This is a genomic window from Acinetobacter sp. TUM15064 (genome assembly GCF_008980265.1).
In the GTDB taxonomy this organism is placed as follows: Bacteria; Pseudomonadota; Gammaproteobacteria; order Pseudomonadales; family Moraxellaceae; genus Acinetobacter.
Genome location: NZ_BKFU01000021.1, coordinates 23,718 through 43,520, shown reverse-complemented (window position 1 = coordinate 43,520; position 19,803 = coordinate 23,718). Strand labels below are relative to the sequence as shown.

The window sequence follows — 19,803 nt, the reverse complement described above, 5'->3', positions numbered from 1 at the left end:
GAGTGCATAAATGAGATAGACAATGTCTAACATTACTACACAACAAATGCGTTTTTGGAGCCCTGAAGTACGCGAATTAGAACCGTACGTACCAGGTGAACAACCGAAAATTCAAAACTTATTGAAGCTCAATACCAACGAAAACCCATATCCACCTTCACCAAAAGTAGTGGAAGCAGTTCAAGCGGTCTTGGCAAATTCTGCAGATGTACTGCGTTTATATCCAGATCCAGATGCTTCTGCGTTAAAGCAGGCGATTGCGAAACAACAACATGTTGCCGTTGAAAATGTCTTTGTCGGCAATGGTTCAGATGAGGTCTTAGCGCATATTTTTAAAGCTTTTTTTGTGCAAGAGCTGCCTGTGCTTTATCCAGATATTACTTATAGTTTTTATCCTGTTTATAGCCAATTTTTTGGAGTCAAAACCAAAATTTTGCCACTTAATGATGACTTTGAAATCGTGGTGGATGACTATAAGCAAGCCAATGGTGGCATTATTATCACCAATCCAAATGCACCAACCAGTATAGATATCGGTTTGGTAGCTATTGAGGAAGTACTTCAAGCTAACCCAAATTCAGTCGTGGTGATTGATGAAGCTTATGTGGATTTTGGTGCAGAGTCTGCGGTCAGTTTGGTGGAAAAATATGAGAATTTGGTGGTGTGTCAAACGACTTCAAAATCTCGTTCATTGGCAGGCTTACGTGTAGGTTTTGCGATTGCTCAGCCGCATTTGATTGCTGCCTTAGAAGCGGTGAAGAACAGTTTTAACTCTTATCCGATGGACCGTTTTGCGATTGCCGCTGCGGTTGCATCATTTGAAGATCAAGCTTATTTCGAAGCACAAAATCAAAAAGTCATAAAGAGTCGTGAACGATTGGTTGAACAATTGACCGTGCTGGGCTTTAACGTTTTGCCATCGAGTGCCAACTTTATCTTTGCATCATTGTCGAGCAAAGATGCAGGTGAATTAGCGGCTGAATTACGCGAACAAGGTATTATTGTACGTTATTTCAATAAACCGCGTATTAACCAGTTTTTACGTATCACGGTTGGAACTGATGAACAAAATCAGCGTCTTGTCGATACATTGAAAAATGATATTTTAAAATAACTTTTCAGTGAATTTGCCCGTGGAAAAAGTGAACCGTCATTGATGTGAAGGTTCACTTTTTTATTTTGGTGGCTATTCGACATCCTGTTTTACAAAGGTATTGAGTAAATTAAGAAGGGCGGAGACCTTGTCAAAGCATTCTTGATATTCAGCCTCACACTCTGATGCAATGGTGATTCCGCCACCAGCCCAAAGTGAAAGTTTGTCCTGTGATTTTTGGATTGAGCGAATCAGAATGTTCCAAGAGCCCGTACCATCGAAATTAAAATACCCCATTGAACCGCAGTACGCTCCACGTGGAGCACTTTCCAGCTCGTCAATAATTTGCATAGCCCGAATTTTAGGTGCACCTGTAATTGAGCCACCGGGCAGTGCAGAGAGTAAAACATCAAAGGGATGAATATCTGCTCTAAGTGTGGCTTCAACTTCGCTGACCATGTGGTGGACTTGGTTAAAACTTTCAATATTAAACAGCTTAGGTGTTTTGACTGAACCTGTTTCAGCATAAACGCTTAAATCATTTCGCAATAAATCTACGATCATTACATTTTCAGCTTGGTCTTTTTCTGAAGCCATCAAACGTTGTTTTGATTGTTCATCTAATATTGGATCTGCATAGCGGGGCATTGTCCCTTTAATTGGTTTTGTGACAATTTTCCGCTGTTCTTTAAAGTCGATAAACAGTTCAGGAGAGCAGCTTAGAAGTTCAAAATCATCAAGACGTAAGTATCCTGAATAGGGTGCATCCGTGAGTTTCCAAAAATGCTCAACGGCGCTGAGTAACTGACCTTCTGCGTTAGCTGTGAATTCTTGTGTGAGATTAATTTGATAGCAATCGCCCGCTTTAATGTACTCTTGCACCTGCTGAAATGCCTGCTGGTATTGGGTTTGGGTCCAGCGAGCTTGGCATGTGGATTGAAGCTGTAAAGGCGAGGGAAGAACAGGCATTGTACTGATGCATTGTTCTATTTTGCTGAAAATACGTTCTGCTTGCGGATCTGTACTATAAAAGACCCAGCCTGCATTGCTCCATTTGAGATAAGTGCTATATAGCCCTAAAAATAAGCTGGGTTGAGACTTTATTTGAATGTTAATTTGTTTTTGTGCTGCATAATCATAACTAATAAATCCAATGATCCCCCCATTGAAAGAATCTGTTTTGGAAGTAGATATTGGTTTGATTTCGGTAGAAAGTTCACTTGCCTGATCATCAGATATGTAACAAAAATCAGCAGTACGTTGAAAGAAAAAGTGCTGTTTTTCCTGAAAAACTTGATAACGCTCAGGCAGGAAAGCAATGACAGGTGCATCTACATTTTGTAAATAGACTAACTGCGTGAGATCATTCAAGGCATGCAATAGTCTTGATACTGAAATGCTAGAATCACAGATTGTCTTTTTAAATGATGGGTTTAGAGTCATGCTAACGCAAATAGAGTCAAAAAATTCAGGCTATTTTACCGCATTGTGAGTATGTGCACAGCGTAAATACCGTTTATCGGTAAGCTGGGGATTACGACCAACAGCAGTTGATCAAAAAAGCACGCACATATAACTTAGTTCTGGCAGTTAGGTCACTCAAGGATAGATGTTGATACTGGGTCAAAATAAAAAAAACAGTAATTAACATCGAGTGACTGGTATCACAAAAATAAAGCTCTTAGGAGAGGAACAAGATGAAAATTATTACTAAACTTGCTTTAGTTTCTTCAATGGCAATCAGTGCAAATGCAATGGCAATGCAAGCAATGGATGACGCTTCGCTCAGTGCCGCTACAGGTCAAGATGGTTTAAATATCGGCATCGGTATTTCTAAAATCGAAATTGGTAAAGTCTTTGTCCACGATAATGATGGTCTAGCAGTTGCAAATGGCGGTACTGCCAAAGCTGGTGCTATTGTGATTCAAGGAAATGGTAAAGCGGGTGATGTGCTCGAAAATCACGGTATTATTATCGGTGCAAACTATGACAACGCGGGAGCATACTTACTGCCTTCTCGTAACTTGGCTGATCTGCAAATTGACTCTGATGCAAACGGCGGTAATGCATTTATTAACGTTGCAGCTCAAGTTTCTGGTTTAGATATTAAAATTGGTCAAATTGGTGTCGTGGCTTCAGCTGATATACCAACTACAGGGGCAACATCTATCCTTCGTGGTGGTACAGGTACTGTAAACCCAATCTTAAGTGGCTTATCACTTAAAACGGGTCCAATGTCCGCAAATATCCAATTGGGTGCTGCACCGCAAGGCGCAATGATCCAATTGAACGCAACGATGGTGGGTGGTTTAGAAATTAAAGACTTGGGTATCTTAGATAACTCAACAAAAACAGCAACACGTGCTGCAGGTGAAATCTTTGTTGAAAGTATTAAAGTTGCAGATGCTAATTCTCTTGATTTAACGCTAAATCAAAAAATTAGCGTGATTGGTGAAGAAGGTGCGAATAAGGGCTATATTCGTATGATTAGCACAAGCGGTGCGCACGATACTTATGTTAAAGGTGTGCATTTAGGTAGCCGTGGTGCTGCGTCAATTGGTGATGTAGAAGTTCAAGGTATGCAAACATACTTTAGTCCTGCTGCTGGTGTATATATGCCAGGTGCTGTGATTACTATTTCTGGGCACTAAGCTTAGAACTAAAAAAAGCGCGTGAATTCACGCGCTTTTTTTCTAAAATATATTCATAAAAAATACAAAAAAGACTATTTTTTTTTAAGAAAACGCAGTATCTTCTTGAATGTATGGATATAGAGTATTAACTCTAAAAACAAAAAATGGGCGGGATGCCTAAATTATTAAAAAAAGTAAAAGCTATGTTAGAGATCGCATTGGGCTCAGCAATGATGTATTACTTTGCCACCGAAGCCTTTGATATAAAGAAGAAACCTGCGGAAGCGGTTTACTATACTGAAGTTCTAGATTCTCGGAATGCATCTTTTACAAGAATGCACCATGAACCAGTCTTAATTAATCCTGCTGTCGAAGACCAATTTCGAGGGATTGTTCGTCAAGCCTATGACTATAGTTGTGGTTCAGCTGCACTGACGACACTCATTAATGGTTATGTCGGTGCTCAACTTACAGAACAGCAAACTATGGATGGCTTGCTTCGCTATGGGGAGTATGAGCGCATCATTGAACGTCGTAGTTTTTCTTTATTGGATATGAAGCGTTTTGTGACCGCACTTGGTCTAGAAAGTGGAGGATATAAAGGGGAGTTTGAGGATCTGGTTAAACAGGGTCAACCCGCAATTGTTCCAATTTCTTATGCCGGTTTTAAGCACTTTGTTGTGTATAAGGGCTATAAAGATGGTCGAGTGTATGTTGCTGATCCTGCACTGGGAAACATTAGTTTTGATGAGCAGCGTTTTAAGGATATTTGGGAAAACAACACACTGTTTTTAATTAATGTAGCCCCTGAGAAACGAAAAAATATGTTGGCTTTACAAGAGGCTGATATGCGACATGTCGATGATGCTACTGTCAATCGTTATGCATTGGTCGATATCCAATACCCTCAACATTACATGGGAAAAATAGCTGATCGGGCCTCAACAATTCGCCTAGAGCGCAATAAAAATAAAGAGTCGGAATACTATGGACAGCCGACATATAATTTTCTCAGGCTTTATTACAAAAACAAATAAAGTGTGAAAAAAATTAAAACAAGAACAATTGGTGGTAGGTAAAGGGACAATGATGAATAAATGGATGAATAAGACACTGCTCGCAGTAAGTGTGCAGATGATTCTTGGGGTGGCTTATGCAGCAGAAGAACCAACTTTGGGGGGCTATGAAGCTGTCAATGAGAATGTTGCAGTAGAACAAGCGACTGTTCAGCCTCAAGATACTACTGTATCTGAAGCACAAGTGGTTGCTCAGAGTGGCAGTAATGAGCAAGCAGCTTCTTCTGCTTTACAACAACAGGAAGGAGATGCAACCAAAGAGACGAATCTTCAAGAAGTATTTACTTCTAATGAACGTCAATATTCATTGATTAAACAAGGTGAAATTTCATCTTATTACGACATTGATTATACCTACTACCGAGATACTCAACTCGATCTGGAAATGGCACAAGGACAGCTTTATCAGCTTCGTGTCCAAGAAAATGCAACTCATAGTTTGACCAATACCTTCACAGCCCAATATGGTTTGAGAGATAACTTAACCTTAACGGCTTCATTGCCTTTGGTTGCTAAAACAGATTTATTAAAAGATACCTCTACGGCTGGGCTAGGGGATATTTCTTTTGGTGCTCGTTGGGAACCCTTCCCACTTAAAGCTGGTCGTCTACCTTTGATTTTATTCGGTAATATTTCGACTAAAACAGGCGATAGTCCTTATGAAATTAATGCCACTTCAGACTTAGCAACGGGTAAAGGATATTATTCGGCAGGTGTTGGAGCAAGTACACGTAAGTATATTGATCCTGTGGTGTTGTTTGCCTCCGTTTCTGCTAACTATGGTTTTAAAGAGTCTGGTTTAGATCAGCGCCGTGGTAGCCGCGTGATTGAAGAATTTGAACCTGGAATTAGTGGTGGTTTTGCCGTAGGTTTTGCTTACTCGTTTAACTACGATGTATCAATGACAATGTCCTACCAACAGAGTTTCAATACGGGTGCGGAGTTTAAGTATAGCTCTGGTGAAAGTTATTCCCCAGCAGATCAAACCAGTTCAACGTTTGCTATTTCACTTGGGGTACGTGTTTCACCTGAAACAATTGTGAATGGCACGGTCGGTCTAGGTTTGACCGAAGATGCACCTGATGTATCACTCGGTTTATCTTTCCCGTTAGATATTCTTGGTTTTGGAAAAAAGCTTAAATAAAAGGGCAGTCGTATGAACAATCTTCGACTTAGCCCTTTGGTGTCTGCCATATTATTAACGGGCTATTCTAGTGTTACCTTTGCCGCTTTGGGGCAAAACCTATCAGTTGATATTCGCTCTTTGTCCATGGGGAATGCTGTGACCGCTGATCCTCCTGGAATCAGTGCGATTCATTTTAACCCAGCAGCCTTAACCAAGATTGAAGGCTTGCAGACAGATGTACAAGGAATTGTTGCTGATTTTAATATCGAGCGAGAATTTACTGTTCCAGCTGGTTATAACGTTTTTGGTTATTCTGATGACCCAATGGTCTGTAACGATGGACCTGAGGTTGATGCTGATATTTGTACTGATTTTAAAGGCTCAGTTCGAGGAGATGTTGAATACCCAAGCCTATATGTCCCAGGCTTAAAGAAAATGGTGGACTTAGGTAAAGGTATGCCAGTTGCTGCCCCTACGGCGGGTATTGCCTATACCCCTCCTGGATCCAAAATGACATTTGCAACCGCAATGTATGCACCTTTAATTGCAGGCTTTGGGGCTGAAGATGGCAATCCTGGTAACTTTATGGGGCAACAGGTTGCGTTAGAGCGGATTACATATTTATCTCCATCTATGGCTTATCAAATCAATGATCAACTTTCGATTGGTGGTTCAATCGGTATGTCATATCAAGCACTAGCATTGAAAAATGATTTGCGTTTTCCCAATGAGTTAATTGGGATGCTAAGAATGATAGATGATGTTGTATGTACACCATTCAAAGAAAATTCAGATGTGATTACCGATATTTTATTATTGGGTATGTGTAATGCCAAAGAGGGAATGAATCCTTTTGGGCTTTTTGGAAAATTAGATCTTTCAGTTGAGCAGACACTGAGTCCATCCTATAACCTAGGTGTGCTTTGGGAGCCAACAGAAGACTTTAGCTTTGGTGTGGTTTATCAGAGTGCTGCCAAAATGAGGATGAAAGGTCGCTATCACATTGAAAATACGAAAGCACCACGTGAGTTGATTAACGGTTTAATGTCATCCCCGACAGGGCAAATTTTAGCTGCAATTTTAAGTTTTCCAAACTCTATACCAGCAAGTGAGTCTGGTTTAGTGTCAATGGAGTTGGAATATCCTGCACATTTCCAAACAGGGATTAAGTATAAGCTTTTACCTGATTTACAAGTGAATATTGATGTCGGTTGGACTGATTATAGAGCATGGAATAAGTTTAAGTTTGAGTTCGATCGTGAAGTTTCAGCACTCAAAATTGCAAAACTGCTTTCGGCAAATATTACAGATAATAGTTTGGCACTGCCTTTAGAGTTTGAGTCACCATGGAACTATGGTATTGGGCTTGAATATTCCGTTACAGACCGTTTGAAGCTCCGCGCTGGTTATGAGCCACGCACCAGTGCAATTCCAGATGGTAAGCGAAACACTATGGTTCCTATTAATAATGCACGTTTGTTTGGTTTAGGTGTAGGTTATCGGTTTGATGCAGATACCGATGTGGATTTGTCGATTGGATTTTTACAAAGCCGAGATAAAATTCCAGCAAATACCAGTAGTTTAGCGAACCAAACTGGGGTGAATAATATTTTATTAAATCCATACGCGGGTTTGAATGTAAAAACAGATACAACCATTACGATTTTAGGGTTGAACTATAGATCAAGGTGGTAAGCACATTGAATACAAGAAAACGGATTTTATTGTCTACATCATTTTATATCTTGAGCTGTGCTTTTAGTATTGGTTTTGCGGGCGAGTTTTTTACGATTATTGGTCCAGATGGAAGACCGATGGTTGTTCAACGCAAAGCAAATGAGGTACAAGCGAAGCCACCCTTGCAAGAAACCAAACGTATAGACGTTATGAAGCCTGAGGTAAATCTAGTCATACCTCAGCCTAGTCTATCTACATCTTCACCACAGTCAGTACCATTGAAACCTCAACAACAAGTGATTAAACAGCAAGCACATACGATTAAAGCAGGTGTAACCCAAGCTAAGGGTGTTCCTGGAGTGAAACAAGTAGATCCCTCAGTTCCTCCTCATGCTGAACAGCTACAGCATGAAAACCAATTTCAAGGACAGCAAAAAACGGTCGAGCAAAGCCCGTTGATAAAGGCAAAGCAAGAGGCTTTACCAATAACTCAACCTGTTGTGATCAAAGCAAATACCACAGCTGCGGTAGCCAATGAAGTGGCACCTGTACCGTCAACAATGTTTAACCAAATGGATGGTACCGAGTATGTACGAAATGAATATTTGGAAGATCGTGAATTTAATTTGGAGGGTAAAAAACGTTTTTATACTATGCCTGAGGGGGTCATTGACCATAAAACAGGAGCTACCCGTTTTCAGGTTATTGAACGAGAAAAAGGGGTAAGTAAGTCTGTTCTGAACTCCATATTAAAACCGAAACAAAAAGAAAACTTAGTACCGATTGTGCTTGCATCGACATATTACAGAATGCCTAAACAAGACACGATTGAGAGTTTGGGACAAATTTGTTTTAACGATAAGAAGGTGGAAAAAGCCAAAACTTTGCAGGTTAATCATGATATTAACGTTTGGCCAAAAAAACCGTTAAAAGAAAAATTTGAGTTCGAAATTATCAAAATTGAGAACAATGTTCAAAATATACAATTGAATTCTTATGCCTCAAGACAAAATGATCCCACCTTTTATTGGCCTTTTGCTGTGTTTTTAGATGAAAAGGCCTGTGTCATTGAGGGAGCGGGGGGATTTAAAAACGATGAGAACTCATCTTCAATGTTATCTCATGGAATGATCGCAGGAACTCTACATGTACCTGAGCAAAGTCATTATTTACTTTTGACCCCACTTTCCTCAGCTATAGATGTTGAGCATAAAGTGTTAACCAATCATGGACAGTTAAAACTCATCGCAATTCGCTAAAAATAAATAGAGTACGAAAATGAAAAAACAAATGTTATGGCCGTTTACTTTGTCCACCTTGATGGTTGCGTTGACGGGTTGTGGTGGTGAAAGTGCAAATGTGAAATCAGAGCCAAACCACGTGAATTCTGTTAATGGCAGTTGCTTAGTTCAGGACAAAAATTGTGTTGAGTTTGCTTTAGACTATCCTATTGATGGGATCAATTTTGTTTGTAGTAGCGATCCTGATAATACCTATATCACACTCATAGAACCGAAAACCAATGCAGCAACAGGGCGTTGCTCTGAAGGCGACAAAGTTCATTTTTTCTTGACAGGAAGTTCAGATAAGCAAGTTGAACTTGGTACAGTTCCCTTGTCTGAGATTGGTAATGTAAGTACTGTTTCAGCGGCTCTTCCCCGCCTCAGTATTTTAAATATGGCAAAAGCTATCAATAGTGATATAGCTGCAACGAGTTTAAGTCCAGCAGATAAAACTGTACAAATTGCGATGTCTTTAGCAAAAATTTTTCAGGCACTTGGAATAGAGCGTAGTGCAGGGGTAGCTGGAGATGTGCAACCTTTTAGTATCCCAACTGCTAAGAAAGAAGAGCTTTCTAAACTTTTAGCTTCTATTTCTGCAGATGATTATGTGTCAGGAGCTTATGCAGATAAAATTAAACTATGGATAGATGTCAGTCAAATTAGTAATGATGATGCTTTTAAAGTGGTGCAAACATTGGTTCTGATGAATAATTCAGCGACTTATCAAGCCGACTTTCCAATCTTTACAAATGCATTGTCTGAAAGTACAGGGATTGGCTTACCGCAAGGCTTATATGGATGTAATGCTACTGACTGTAAAAGTAATCCCGCCAACCTTCGTCATTTAATTGGTAGTTTTTTAATCTTAACCGATCGGCAAGGTTATACTTTTGGCTCAGGGGTACAGTGGCGTGGTCCATTAAAACAACAACTAGGGAGCGATTTGGCAACGAGTGTCACTGTTGATTTATTGAAAAATATTGAACCAGTCAAAATGAATGCATTGGCGCAAACATCGTGGATTAGCCCGTTGACTAAAAGCATTCAACAACCCTTTAAATTTAATTTGAGTGACCCAGATTCTAGTGACTTTACCATTAATCAGGGCAAGCTTTTTAACGATTATATGATTGCTGGAACAGAGAGTTTCTACAAGCAACTTACGAAGTCGACAACAGGTAGCCCATCTTCTTATGGTTTATGGCAACAAAATTATGGTACGGATACTTTTAAGGGTTCCTTTGATGTATTTAAGATTTTCCCGATTGGCTATTTAGATAATGATGTTTTTAAGTCTAAAAATAATGTTGAATCTGGTCAGAAATATATTTTCCCGCTTTATGCTAATTTGATTTTTACTGGCAAAGATTCGAGTGAAAAAGTGACTTTAGGAATTGCAATTGATGAGTCGGGAGATATTCGTACCGATATGCAGTCCAATGCCAATAAGGCAACAGCTTGCACACCACTGACCAGCACAAGTGAAACGCTGATGACTGGTACCAATCAAGTGCAATATCGGATTGGGACATTAGGGGCAACCGATACAACAAATAAAGCCGTAACGTTCCGAATTCTATTGGCAAATCCAACATTTGAAAGCATTGATGGTGTGGCTATTGGTGTAAATACGAATATTGTTACTGACGTAGATAGTAATGGGAAACAAAGCTCTACAGTGAGTGGTGGGGCACGTATTAATTTGGCGAATTTACTCTCTGCAAATGCCAATGAAAGTGCTTATATTTCACTTAGTGATTTTGGTGGTGCGGGTGTGAAATGGACCAATATCTACAAATCGTATTTAAATGCGTATTATGAGAAAAATAATATTGCCAATCGCGCAGCAGCAGCTTTCCGTGAAGGTGATGTTTCTATTGAGATAGCAGATTGTTATCGTGTCTTACAGAAATAACCCCGTATAAAGATGAAAGCCCATCACTGATGGGCTTTTTTTATTTCTATGAGCATTAACCAGTATGGTCTAAACGTGTGCCCAGTGTTTCAAGATGCATCGTAAATAGATTACTTTTACGGTCAGCAAAATAATGGCGTAATGTATGTTCAACACTAGGAAAAGCTAGCTCTGACCATGGTATTTCATGTTCTTCGAATAAACGGCATTCAATACTTTCTTCGCCTGCACCAAATTTACCATCTACTAAATTGGCTTTAAATAAAACGTAAATTTGACCAATACGTGGAATATTGTACATACAATACAATTGTTCGATTTCTACCTCAGCTTCAGCTTCTTCTCGCGTTTCACGTGCAGCGCCTTGCTCCATGGTTTCGAACAATTCCATATAACCTGCGGGTAAGGTCCATAAACCATAACGTGGTTCAATGGCACGACGGCATAATAAGACTTTATTTTCCCAAAGTGCAAGTGCACCACAAATCACTTTAGGATTAACATAATGAATAGCGTTACATGAGGTGCAAACACGACGCAATTGATGGTCACCAAGAGGGATTTGTTCAGTTGTTTTCTGCCCACAATTGCTACAAAAGTCCATATTCATCATCAATGATAAAGTTCAGACTCAGCATAACTGAAAAATTAAATTTTGGCATCATTTCTCTTTTTTCAGTATGAAATTCAGCTATGATGAAAAAAAGAAAGATTAGAGATGACGTGGAATGGATGAACACTCATTAACACACATATTGCAACAACAATTACGGTTTTCAAGAAAAATTAAATCGGCAGATGCAGCTGTGTTAATCGCGATCACCAATGAAGCAAATCCCAAAGTTCTACTGACTCGTCGCTCAGCTTATTTGTCTAATCATGCTGGAGAGGTCTCTTTTCCAGGGGGAAAAAGAGACCCTCAAGATACCAGTAATATTGTCGTCGCCTTACGTGAAGCCTATGAAGAAACGGCATTGAATCCTTTTGATGTACAGTTATTAGGTGATTTGCCGATGCAAAAAGCCCGTAATGGCATGCTTGTTAAACCCGTAGTTGGCCTGATTCCACCTGAAGTTGAACTGGTGGCTCAACCGACAGAAATTGATCGTATTTTTTTTGCCTCGTTAAAACAACTGATGGAAGTACCTGCGGTGCCTTATGAAGTTCGCTTTGCTCATCAGTCGCTCTATTTCCCCAGTATGCGGGTGGAAAATGAAATTGTGTGGGGGCTCACTGCACGCATGCTAGTTGCATTGTTTCAATATGGTTTGGACTACCATAAAGAATGGCCATTTTTAGTCAATTCACCGACATTTCGGTTGCCCAAGTAAGTTTAATATTTTAAGGAAGAGATATGCTGTACAAATTTAAAGATCATGCACCGCAAGCCACGTATCAACCTTGGGATGGTTGGGTTGCTGAAAATGCCACAGTGATTGGCCAAGTTCAATTGGGACGGCAGGTCAGTATTTGGTTTGGAGCAGTCGTACGTGCAGACAATTGTAGTATTCGTTTGGGTGACTTTACCAATGTTCAGGAAAATGCAGTTTTACATACCGATGCTGGAATTGAAATGAATATTGGTCATTATGTCACCATTGGGCATCAAGCTATGTTGCATGGTTGCACCGTGGGGGATAACAGTCTGATTGGGATTAATGCGGTGGTTTTAAACAATGCCGTGATTGGAAAAAATTGTATTATTGGCGCCAATGCACTGATTCCTGAGGGTAAAGTCATTCCAGATAATTCCCTAGTCATGGGTTCACCCGGTAAAGTCGTCAAAACTTTGGATGAAGCAGCGGCAGCCAGATTAAAAATGAGTGCCTTGCACTATGCTGAACACTTTAAACAGTTTATGGACTTAGAGCCTGCACATTTATAAATCTGCTTTTTAAAGTATAGCCTAGATTTGTCTAGGCTTTTTTATATCTACTTTGAGAACAACTCGCCTAGTGCTTTTGAGTGGAGTATCATAGCCACGTTTTTATAGATTAAATCATTAAGGTTGTGCATGAAAGTGCTGGCATTGGAATCTGCAAATGAGCAGTGTTCCGTCTCTATTGTAGATGAAAATCAAGAACTTTTTTTCCAATTGGATACGCGCGCAAAAGCACAAACGCAAACGATTCTTCCAATGATTGAGCTAGGTTTTCAACAGTTGGGTTTAAAGACAGAAGATTTATCTTGTATCGCTTTTAGCCGTGGTCCCGGTTCTTTTAGTGGCGTTCGTATTAATGCCGCAGTGACTCAAGCTTTGGCATGGTCAAATGATTTACCTGTGGTTCCTGTCTCAACTTTACAGGCTCTGGCTCAAGCTGCTCATCGTGTACATGGATTAATGGAAGTAACAGCAGTTTTAGATGCGCGAATGAGTGAGGTCTATATTGCAAGTTTTCAATTAGATGCAGACGGCATCATGCAAGCGACCAATGAAGAGCAACTTTTAAACTATGCTGATGCGACGGCCTATGCTCGCTTTACGTTAGTCGGTTCAGGCGCAACCTTAATTGACCCATCACAAATACAATACAAAGATATCAGCGCAAGTGCGCAAGATATTGCCACAATTGCACGCAAGTTTGCACAGCAACAACAATGGGTCAGTGCTGAATTGGCACTTCCAGTCTATTTGCGTGATAACGCTTGGAAAAAAATCCCAGAACAGGGTAAAGCATAATTAGGGTTTTTTATGGATCTTTTACTGCTGCTCAAAGCAGCAATTATGGGTATTGTTGAAGGTATTACCGAGTTTTTGCCCATTTCAAGTACAGGACATTTAATTTTAGCTTCTGAACTCATGAATTTTTGGACCAAAGAAAAAAGTGATGTCTTCGTGATTGCCATTCAAATGGGGGCAATTGCAGCCGTTATTTATGAATATTGGGCACGTTTGTGGGGGGCGGCAACGGGCATTTTTAGTGGCGAGCCCCAAGGTCGTCGTCTCGGAGTTGGACTCATTTTAGCGTCGATTCCTATTGTGCTGATTGGTTTGACCTTAGGTCAGACGGTGAAAGAGCTTTTATTTAATGATATTGCCATTGCCATCGGTCTGATTGTGGGTGGTTTGATTATTATTTGGATTGAAAAGCATCCACCACAAGAGCGCGTGCATGAAGTTGAAGACCTAAGTGTGAAAGATGCGATGTGGATTGGTCTGATTCAAGTGCTGTCTTTAATCCCAGGTACATCACGTTCGGGGGCAACCATTATTGGCGCGATGTTCTTAGGTGTATCGCGTAAAGCGGCGACTGAGTTTTCATTCTTCTTGGGTATTCCAGTAATTATTGGTGCGGGTCTTTTAGATTTGTACCAAAGTGCACATGTGTTTGATGGACAACAAGATTGGATCGTATTGGCAACAGGCATTATTGTTTCTTTTGTCTCAGCTTTACTGCTGATTCGTGCTTTAGTTGCTTATGTGGCGAAGCGTGATTTCATGATTTTTGCATGGTATCGCATCGCTTCAGGCTTAGTGATTCTATTGTTTGCCTTTACAGGTTGGAAGTTATGGTAAGCCCAATGCGCTTATATGTGGAACAAGAGCATTTAGAAAAAGCACAGCACTATGTTGCTGTGCTTTTTTCTCGTGGTGTAGATGTCAGCATCGAAGTCGCCGAGAAGCTAAATGCACGTTTTTTCCGTTTTCACCCTGAACTGGGGTTGTGTGCCGATGCCGATGGGCTTTGGCTTTGTGCCAATGGCATGAAAATGCAGCCAGATTGGAAAGCAGAAGTTCCACGCTTAAAACGTGCATCGTTGAAGTCTGAAATGATTGCGCGTGCTTGCCACTTGACTGAAAAACCGAAATTGATTGATGCAACGGCAGGGCTTGGGCATGATTCATTGCTCATGGCATATTTGGGGGCCAATGTCACTTTAGTAGAACGCCATCCCATTTTATTCACCTTGCTAGAGTCAAGTAAGGAACAGGCTTTGCAGGATGCATTTTTAAACTCTGTGGTGAGTCGAATTGACTTGGTTTTTTCAGATTCAGCGCAGTATTTGCAGCAACAAGCAGAACAGGGCAATACGGTTGATGTGGTTTATCTGGACCCGATGTTTCCGCAACGGGATCAAAATCAGCAAGCAGTGAAAAAACAGGCGCAAGTGAAAAAGCAAATGCAGCTTTTACATATGTTATTGCCAGAAGATGGCGAAATGGATTTGGGTGATCCTCTGCTTGGCTTGGCACAAAAAGTGGCAAAACGGGTGGTGGTCAAACGTCCGCGCTTGGCCGTATTTTTGGCAAATCAAGAAACCACTCATCAGTGGCTGGGGGATGCATGCCGTTTTGATGCCTATTTTCAGCATGAACGCTTAGACTGAAGTGGAAGATTGCTTCAAAAGTATGCAAAGATTTGTTATATAGTTAAAAACATCATTGATAAAATGCTGATCAAGCATAAACTTAGTGTGTCCCTACGCAAGTCACAATTTAATTAGAATCTTATGATCGACTTCAAACCTTCCATCAACTTTTGGCATGATTTTAAAAGCAACCAAACTGCGGGGATGTGGTTGTTTCTAGGTTCACGACGCTCTTTGCAAATTGTCCATCCTTCGATTATGCAGCTCATTTTTTGGGGGATTTTAGGCGGCTCAGCCAATACTTTATTTAGCTGGTTGAGTGCAGGAGAGATTGGTGACTTTAACCCGCAAGGTTTGGTCAGTTATGCGCTTTGGCCCTTTATTGCCCTGATTGTTGGGATTTTTCTGTCTCAACGGGTGAATAATCCACGTTTGATGTTGGTACCAGCACTCCTTTGGTTGGTGCTGGATACGCATATCGCGTTATTACAAAGTTTTATCCAATATTTGGGCATGATTGATGTCTTGCCTTATTTCTTCTACGACTATCTGCCGAATGTGTTCATGGTGCTGTTTGTCTGGCAGAGTTTGGCTGTGGTGTGGGTGTTTTCCCGTGAGCTGAAATGGCCATGGTGGGAGCGTGCTCTGATTGTCTTGGCCACGCTGTTTACTCTTGTGGTTTGGCAAATGTCAGTGACCAGTCAGCCGATTTGGAAGGTAGAAGAAACGCCACCAACCTTTGCAGAAGATGCTTTCTATGCACAAAGTCGTTTATTAAATAAAGCACTTGAGTCTGTGCAATATGGCGAATTTGCGCAGTCACATTGGTACTTCCTTGGGGTAGCGGGAGCGAGTTATCAAGATGTATTTCGTTCGGAAGTCGAGCGAATTAAAGAACAATTCGATACCCGTTTTGGTACGTTGGGTCGTTCGATGATGCTGGTGAATAATCCTGCAACACGCACAGAAATTCCGATAGCCTCTAAACATAGTATTGAAATGGCGTTGCGCCGTATGGGGCAGCAGATGAACCGTGAAAGTGATGTGTTATTTTTATATATGACCTCGCATGGTTTACCAAACCAGTTCGAAATGGAAAATGCACCTTTAGACTTAACACAGGTCGACCCGAAATGGTTACGTGAAACTTTAGATGCATCGGGTATTCGCTGGCGTGTGATTGTGATTTCCTCGTGTTTTTCAGGTAGTTTTGTGCCTGCATTGCAAAATGACAATACTTTGATCATTACCGCATCGGCAGCAGATCGTCAGTCTTTTGGATGTACCAATGAAGCCGATTATACTTATTTTGGTCGGGCGTTCTTTGATCAGGCGATGCGTGAGCAAAACAGCATAGAAACGGCGTTTAGCCAAGCACAAAAAACCGTGAGCCAATGGGAAACAGCACAAGGTTTTGAACCGTCAGAACCACAATGGTCGATGGGTAAAAATATGGAGCTGATGCTTCCTCAACTTGAACAGCGCTTGTTCCCACCTAAAGCTGTTGCAACCCCTTAATTTGGATCTAAAAAGGAACCTTGATGGAATTAGTACAATCTAACCGTAGTTTTGATGGTGAACAGCGTATTTACCGATTTAATTCCATCAGCCTCCAAGGTGAGAGCAAGTTTGGTATTTATTTACCTGCCCAAGCGTTAGCAGGGCAAGCGTGTCCAGCCTTATTTTACTTAGCGGGATTAACCTGTAGCGAAGAAACTTTTGCCATTAAAGCGCATGCACAGCGTTTAGCAGCACAACTAGGTCTGATTTTGGTAACGCCTGATACTTCACCCCGTGGTGAACAGGTCGCGCAAGGTGATCATTGGGATATTGGGCAAGGGGCAGGTTTTTATATCAATGCAACCCAAGCGCCGTGGGCTGAGCATTTCCAGATGGAAAGCTATGTCGCTGAAGAACTGTATGATCTCGTGATTCAGCAGTTTGCCGTACAAGCTGAGCGTATCGGTATTTTTGGGCACAGCATGGGCGGGCATGGTGCTTTAACCTTGGCCTTGAAATATCCTGAGAAATTTAAGTCTGTGTCTGCTTTTGCCCCGATTTGTGCACCCAGCCAATGTCCTTGGGGCGAAAAAGCATTTTCAAACTATTTAGGTTCAGATCAAGCTGAATGGCTAAACCATGATGCAACTGCTTTAGTACAAACAAAAACTGCTCAATTTGCCGATATTTTAATTGATCAGGGTTTGAGTGATCAATTTTACAGTCAGCTTAATCCTGCATTATTTCAGCAAGCCTGTCAGGCTGTGGGTCAGCCACTAACCCTTCGTGAACATGCAGGCTATGACCATGGTTATTACTTTATTCAAAGTTTTATTGATGACCATTTACAGTTTCACGCGGTACAGCTTGAATCTTAAATATTGATTTGTAATATTTATTCTTAATTTTTGACTAGAAATCATCCAATACTGGCATTAACATGGTTGGGTGATTGATTGATGTGCTTAAAAAATAAAACAGTAAAATAATAGATAGGGTATACATGCAAAACTCTGAGGCATCATTGCCACCTGTAGAGGCTTCTTTTGAAGCAAGTTGGCCACCTCCGCCAGTCGTCCCAGCGGATGAACCTAATACATACTTAGGTCAGACCTTTCGTTTCCAGTTCAAAGGTAATGCTAGAGAGTACTTTGGCATTTGGATTGTGAATATTCTACTCACGATTGTGACCTTCAGTTTATATGCACCTTGGGCAAAGGTTAGACGCTTACGCTATTTTTATGGCAACACTGTATTTTATGCGCGTAAGTTTGATTTTACTGGAGTACCGACACGGATTTTAATTGGTCGAATTATTGCATTGGGCGTGTACTTTGGTGCTTCAGCTTTGGCTAAGGTTTCACTGACTGCAGCGCTGATTGGTTTTGTTCTGATTTTTTTATTGGTGCCATGGTTGCTACGTTCCACTATTCGCTTTCGTGCCAGAAACAGTAAATTTGGCAATAGCCGCTTTTATTTTACAGGCACAACCAAAGAAGCCTATATCTTGGCGCTGAAAGGCATTTTGATTTACATCTTTACCCTCGGGATCTTTTTCCCAGTGCTGTTTTGGTATTTTAAAAAATACACGATGGATAATTTACAACTGGGGCAGTTACGTTTTGAGCTACATGCCGATTGGCCTGACTATATGCGTGCCATGTATGTCCCGGTGTTTTTGTTTATTGGAATCGTCTTTGTTTTAGGATTATTCGTTGTCTTCACCCTTCAAGTGGGGAGCAGTTCTCCAACCCAGTTTGGGATCATTGTGGCAGCGATTTATATGATTGCTGCTTTTATGATTTGGCCGCTGATGATGGCGCGAATTTTTATTACCACATGGAATAAAGCCACTTTGGGGCGTAGTCCTTTCCAAACGGACTGTGGTCAGATGCATTATGCATGGATCGTAATGACCAACTGGATTTTAAAAATTCTCTCGCTTGGTTTGTTGTCGGCATGGGCCGCAGTACGTTTATATCAGTATCAAATTGAGTCATTAACTTTAACCCTAAAAAATGATCCAGACCGTATGTACAATTTGGCTCAAGATGACCCGAATGCCATTGCTGAAGAACTGAGTGATATTTTTGACATCGACATTTCGTTGTAACGAGGCTTAAATGCAGGAACAAGATATCACCTTTTACGATGGACAAATCTCAAAACCGTATCCCGCGACGATTTCTCCAATTGACCGCGAAACAGTGTTGATTTGTTATAACCAGCAGCAGCGCCGTTATTATTATGCCGATATGCAGTTGATTGGGGCCTTGGGGCAGATACAACCTGTGATTGAGTTGAAAGATGATGCACGGATTGAATTTCCACAAGCATTGCCTGACTGGTTTGAGCTGAACAAAAAGCATGTACAGCATTCGATTTGGAAATTAGAACGCTCCCCAAGTCTCATCTTATTTAGTGTGATGTTTGTTGCCGCTTTCATCTTCGCCATTTTAAGGTGGGGCATTCCAAGCGCAGCGCATTATGTTGCGATGCAACTGCCTGAGGACACTATTTATCAACTGGGAGATGAAGCACAAGAACAAGTGTTCAATATGACGGCGCCTTCGACTGTACCCGTATTACGTCAAAAACAAATCATAAAAAGCTATCAGGATCTTGTTGCCAATGGTCGGCCTGCCAAAGTCTTATTTCGTTCAGGTGGAAAAATTGGAGCCAATGCTTTAGCTATTCCAAACAATACGATTATTTTGACCGATGAACTGGTTAATTTAGCCAAAGATGATCATGAAATTATTGGGGTGTTAGCGCATGAACAAGGGCATTTGGTTGAGCGACATAGTCTACAGCAAGCCTTATCCAGTTTAGGTTTTAGTGTGCTGTTGATTGCGGTGACGGGAGACAGTTCGGCCTTATTTACAACTTTGCCTGTGGCTTTGGTGGGTGCAAGTTATTCACGTAATTTTGAAAGTGATGCTGACTTGTATGCCATGCAAGTGCTGGATAAAAATCATATTTCCAGCTTACATTTGGCAAACTTTTTAGCGCGTATGGAAGTCGAAGCACGTGGCGAAGAAGAAGAAAAACAGCCACAAGAGAAGTCTAAGGAAGAGGAGGACGGTGGCATTGGTTCATTTTTCCAAAGTCATCCAGCGACTCAAGAGCGTATCGCAGCTATTCGTCAGTTTATAATCAACAGCAACAACGTTGATTAAACAGATTCAA

At 40.9% G+C, this 19,803-nt stretch carries 18 protein-coding genes; 16 read left to right on the top strand and 2 right to left on the bottom strand.

The window, feature by feature from the left end; genetic code table 11:
- Nucleotides 1–22 precede the first annotated feature (22 nt).
- A complete protein-coding gene (gene hisC, locus GBI16_RS08565) occupies nucleotides 23–1,114 on the top strand; it encodes a histidinol-phosphate transaminase (RefSeq protein WP_151706910.1) in 1,092 nt (363 codons plus the stop codon).
- Nucleotides 1,115–1,186: 72 nt separating this feature from the next.
- Here the strand turns inward: hisC and pabB are convergent, their stop codons facing one another.
- Entirely contained in the window at nucleotides 1,187–2,536 is a 1,350-nt protein-coding gene (pabB, locus tag GBI16_RS08560) for an aminodeoxychorismate synthase component I (RefSeq protein WP_086210783.1), read from the bottom strand.
- Between the two features lie 254 nt (nucleotides 2,537–2,790).
- Between pabB and GBI16_RS08555 the strand changes: the two genes are divergently transcribed.
- The 6 genes from GBI16_RS08555 to GBI16_RS08530 all read left to right on the top strand — a co-directional run bounded on the left by GBI16_RS08555 (nucleotide 2,791) and on the right by GBI16_RS08530 (nucleotide 10,803).
- Nucleotides 2,791–3,744, top strand: a complete 954-nt coding sequence (locus GBI16_RS08555) for a DUF6160 family protein (RefSeq protein WP_151706909.1) — start codon at nucleotides 2,791–2,793, stop codon at nucleotides 3,742–3,744.
- A 185-nt stretch (nucleotides 3,745–3,929) separates the two neighbouring features.
- Nucleotides 3,930–4,763, top strand: a complete 834-nt coding sequence (locus tag GBI16_RS08550; RefSeq protein ID WP_086210791.1) for a C39 family peptidase — start codon at nucleotides 3,930–3,932, stop codon at nucleotides 4,761–4,763.
- A 64-nt stretch (nucleotides 4,764–4,827) separates the two neighbouring features.
- Nucleotides 4,828–5,946, top strand: a complete 1,119-nt coding sequence (locus tag GBI16_RS08545) for a hypothetical protein (RefSeq protein ID WP_086210790.1) — start codon at nucleotides 4,828–4,830, stop codon at nucleotides 5,944–5,946.
- Between the two features lie 12 nt (nucleotides 5,947–5,958).
- Nucleotides 5,959–7,623 carry an OmpP1/FadL family transporter gene (locus tag GBI16_RS08540; protein ID WP_086210781.1) on the top strand — a complete coding sequence of 555 codons (1,665 nt, stop codon included), beginning with the start codon at nucleotides 5,959–5,961 and terminating at the stop codon, nucleotides 7,621–7,623.
- 5 nt (nucleotides 7,624–7,628) lie between these two features.
- A complete protein-coding gene (gene filE / locus GBI16_RS08535; protein WP_171264506.1) occupies nucleotides 7,629–8,864 on the top strand; it encodes a putative pilus assembly protein FilE in 1,236 nt (411 codons plus the stop codon).
- 19 nt (nucleotides 8,865–8,883) lie between these two features.
- A complete protein-coding gene (locus GBI16_RS08530) occupies nucleotides 8,884–10,803 on the top strand; it encodes a flagellar protein FilF (protein ID WP_151706908.1) in 1,920 nt (639 codons plus the stop codon).
- A 55-nt stretch (nucleotides 10,804–10,858) separates the two neighbouring features.
- Here GBI16_RS08530 and GBI16_RS08525 read toward each other — a convergent pair whose 3' ends face one another.
- Nucleotides 10,859–11,407 carry an NUDIX hydrolase gene (locus GBI16_RS08525; protein ID WP_162622349.1) on the bottom strand — a complete coding sequence of 183 codons (549 nt, stop codon included), beginning with the start codon at nucleotides 11,405–11,407 and terminating at the stop codon, nucleotides 10,859–10,861.
- A gap of 124 nt (nucleotides 11,408–11,531) precedes the next feature.
- Here GBI16_RS08525 and GBI16_RS08520 point away from each other — a divergent pair, with 124 nt between their 5' ends.
- The 9 genes from GBI16_RS08520 to GBI16_RS08480 all read left to right on the top strand — a co-directional run bounded on the left by GBI16_RS08520 (nucleotide 11,532) and on the right by GBI16_RS08480 (nucleotide 19,793).
- Nucleotides 11,532–12,134 carry a CoA pyrophosphatase gene (locus tag GBI16_RS08520; protein ID WP_086210777.1) on the top strand — a complete coding sequence of 201 codons (603 nt, stop codon included), beginning with the start codon at nucleotides 11,532–11,534 and terminating at the stop codon, nucleotides 12,132–12,134.
- A gap of 23 nt (nucleotides 12,135–12,157) precedes the next feature.
- Nucleotides 12,158–12,688 (top strand): gamma carbonic anhydrase family protein, encoded by a 531-nt coding sequence (locus GBI16_RS08515; protein ID WP_086210776.1) that lies wholly within the window; start codon nucleotides 12,158–12,160, stop codon nucleotides 12,686–12,688.
- A gap of 129 nt (nucleotides 12,689–12,817) precedes the next feature.
- Nucleotides 12,818–13,483 carry a tRNA (adenosine(37)-N6)-threonylcarbamoyltransferase complex dimerization subunit type 1 TsaB gene (gene tsaB, locus GBI16_RS08510; protein WP_086210775.1) on the top strand — a complete coding sequence of 222 codons (666 nt, stop codon included), beginning with the start codon at nucleotides 12,818–12,820 and terminating at the stop codon, nucleotides 13,481–13,483.
- A 12-nt stretch (nucleotides 13,484–13,495) separates the two neighbouring features.
- Nucleotides 13,496–14,320 (top strand): undecaprenyl-diphosphate phosphatase, encoded by an 825-nt coding sequence (locus GBI16_RS08505; protein WP_086210774.1) that lies wholly within the window; start codon nucleotides 13,496–13,498, stop codon nucleotides 14,318–14,320.
- Nucleotides 14,314–15,132 carry a class I SAM-dependent methyltransferase gene (locus GBI16_RS08500; protein WP_086210773.1) on the top strand — a complete coding sequence of 273 codons (819 nt, stop codon included), beginning with the start codon at nucleotides 14,314–14,316 and terminating at the stop codon, nucleotides 15,130–15,132. The genes GBI16_RS08505 and GBI16_RS08500 overlap by 7 nt, the downstream gene beginning before the upstream one ends.
- A gap of 123 nt (nucleotides 15,133–15,255) precedes the next feature.
- Nucleotides 15,256–16,632 (top strand): C13 family peptidase, encoded by a 1,377-nt coding sequence (locus tag GBI16_RS08495; RefSeq protein WP_078426258.1) that lies wholly within the window; start codon nucleotides 15,256–15,258, stop codon nucleotides 16,630–16,632.
- Between the two features lie 23 nt (nucleotides 16,633–16,655).
- Nucleotides 16,656–17,492, top strand: a complete 837-nt coding sequence (gene fghA, locus GBI16_RS08490) for an S-formylglutathione hydrolase (RefSeq protein WP_086210772.1) — start codon at nucleotides 16,656–16,658, stop codon at nucleotides 17,490–17,492.
- Between the two features lie 125 nt (nucleotides 17,493–17,617).
- Nucleotides 17,618–18,727: a YjgN family protein gene (locus tag GBI16_RS08485; RefSeq protein WP_086210771.1), complete on the top strand. Its 1,110-nt coding sequence runs from the start codon at nucleotides 17,618–17,620 to the stop codon at nucleotides 18,725–18,727.
- 10 nt (nucleotides 18,728–18,737) lie between these two features.
- On the top strand, nucleotides 18,738–19,793 hold the full coding sequence (locus tag GBI16_RS08480) for a M48 family metallopeptidase (protein ID WP_086210770.1): 1,056 nt from the start codon (nucleotides 18,738–18,740) through the stop codon (nucleotides 19,791–19,793).
- Nucleotides 19,794–19,803: the final 10 nt, after the last annotated feature.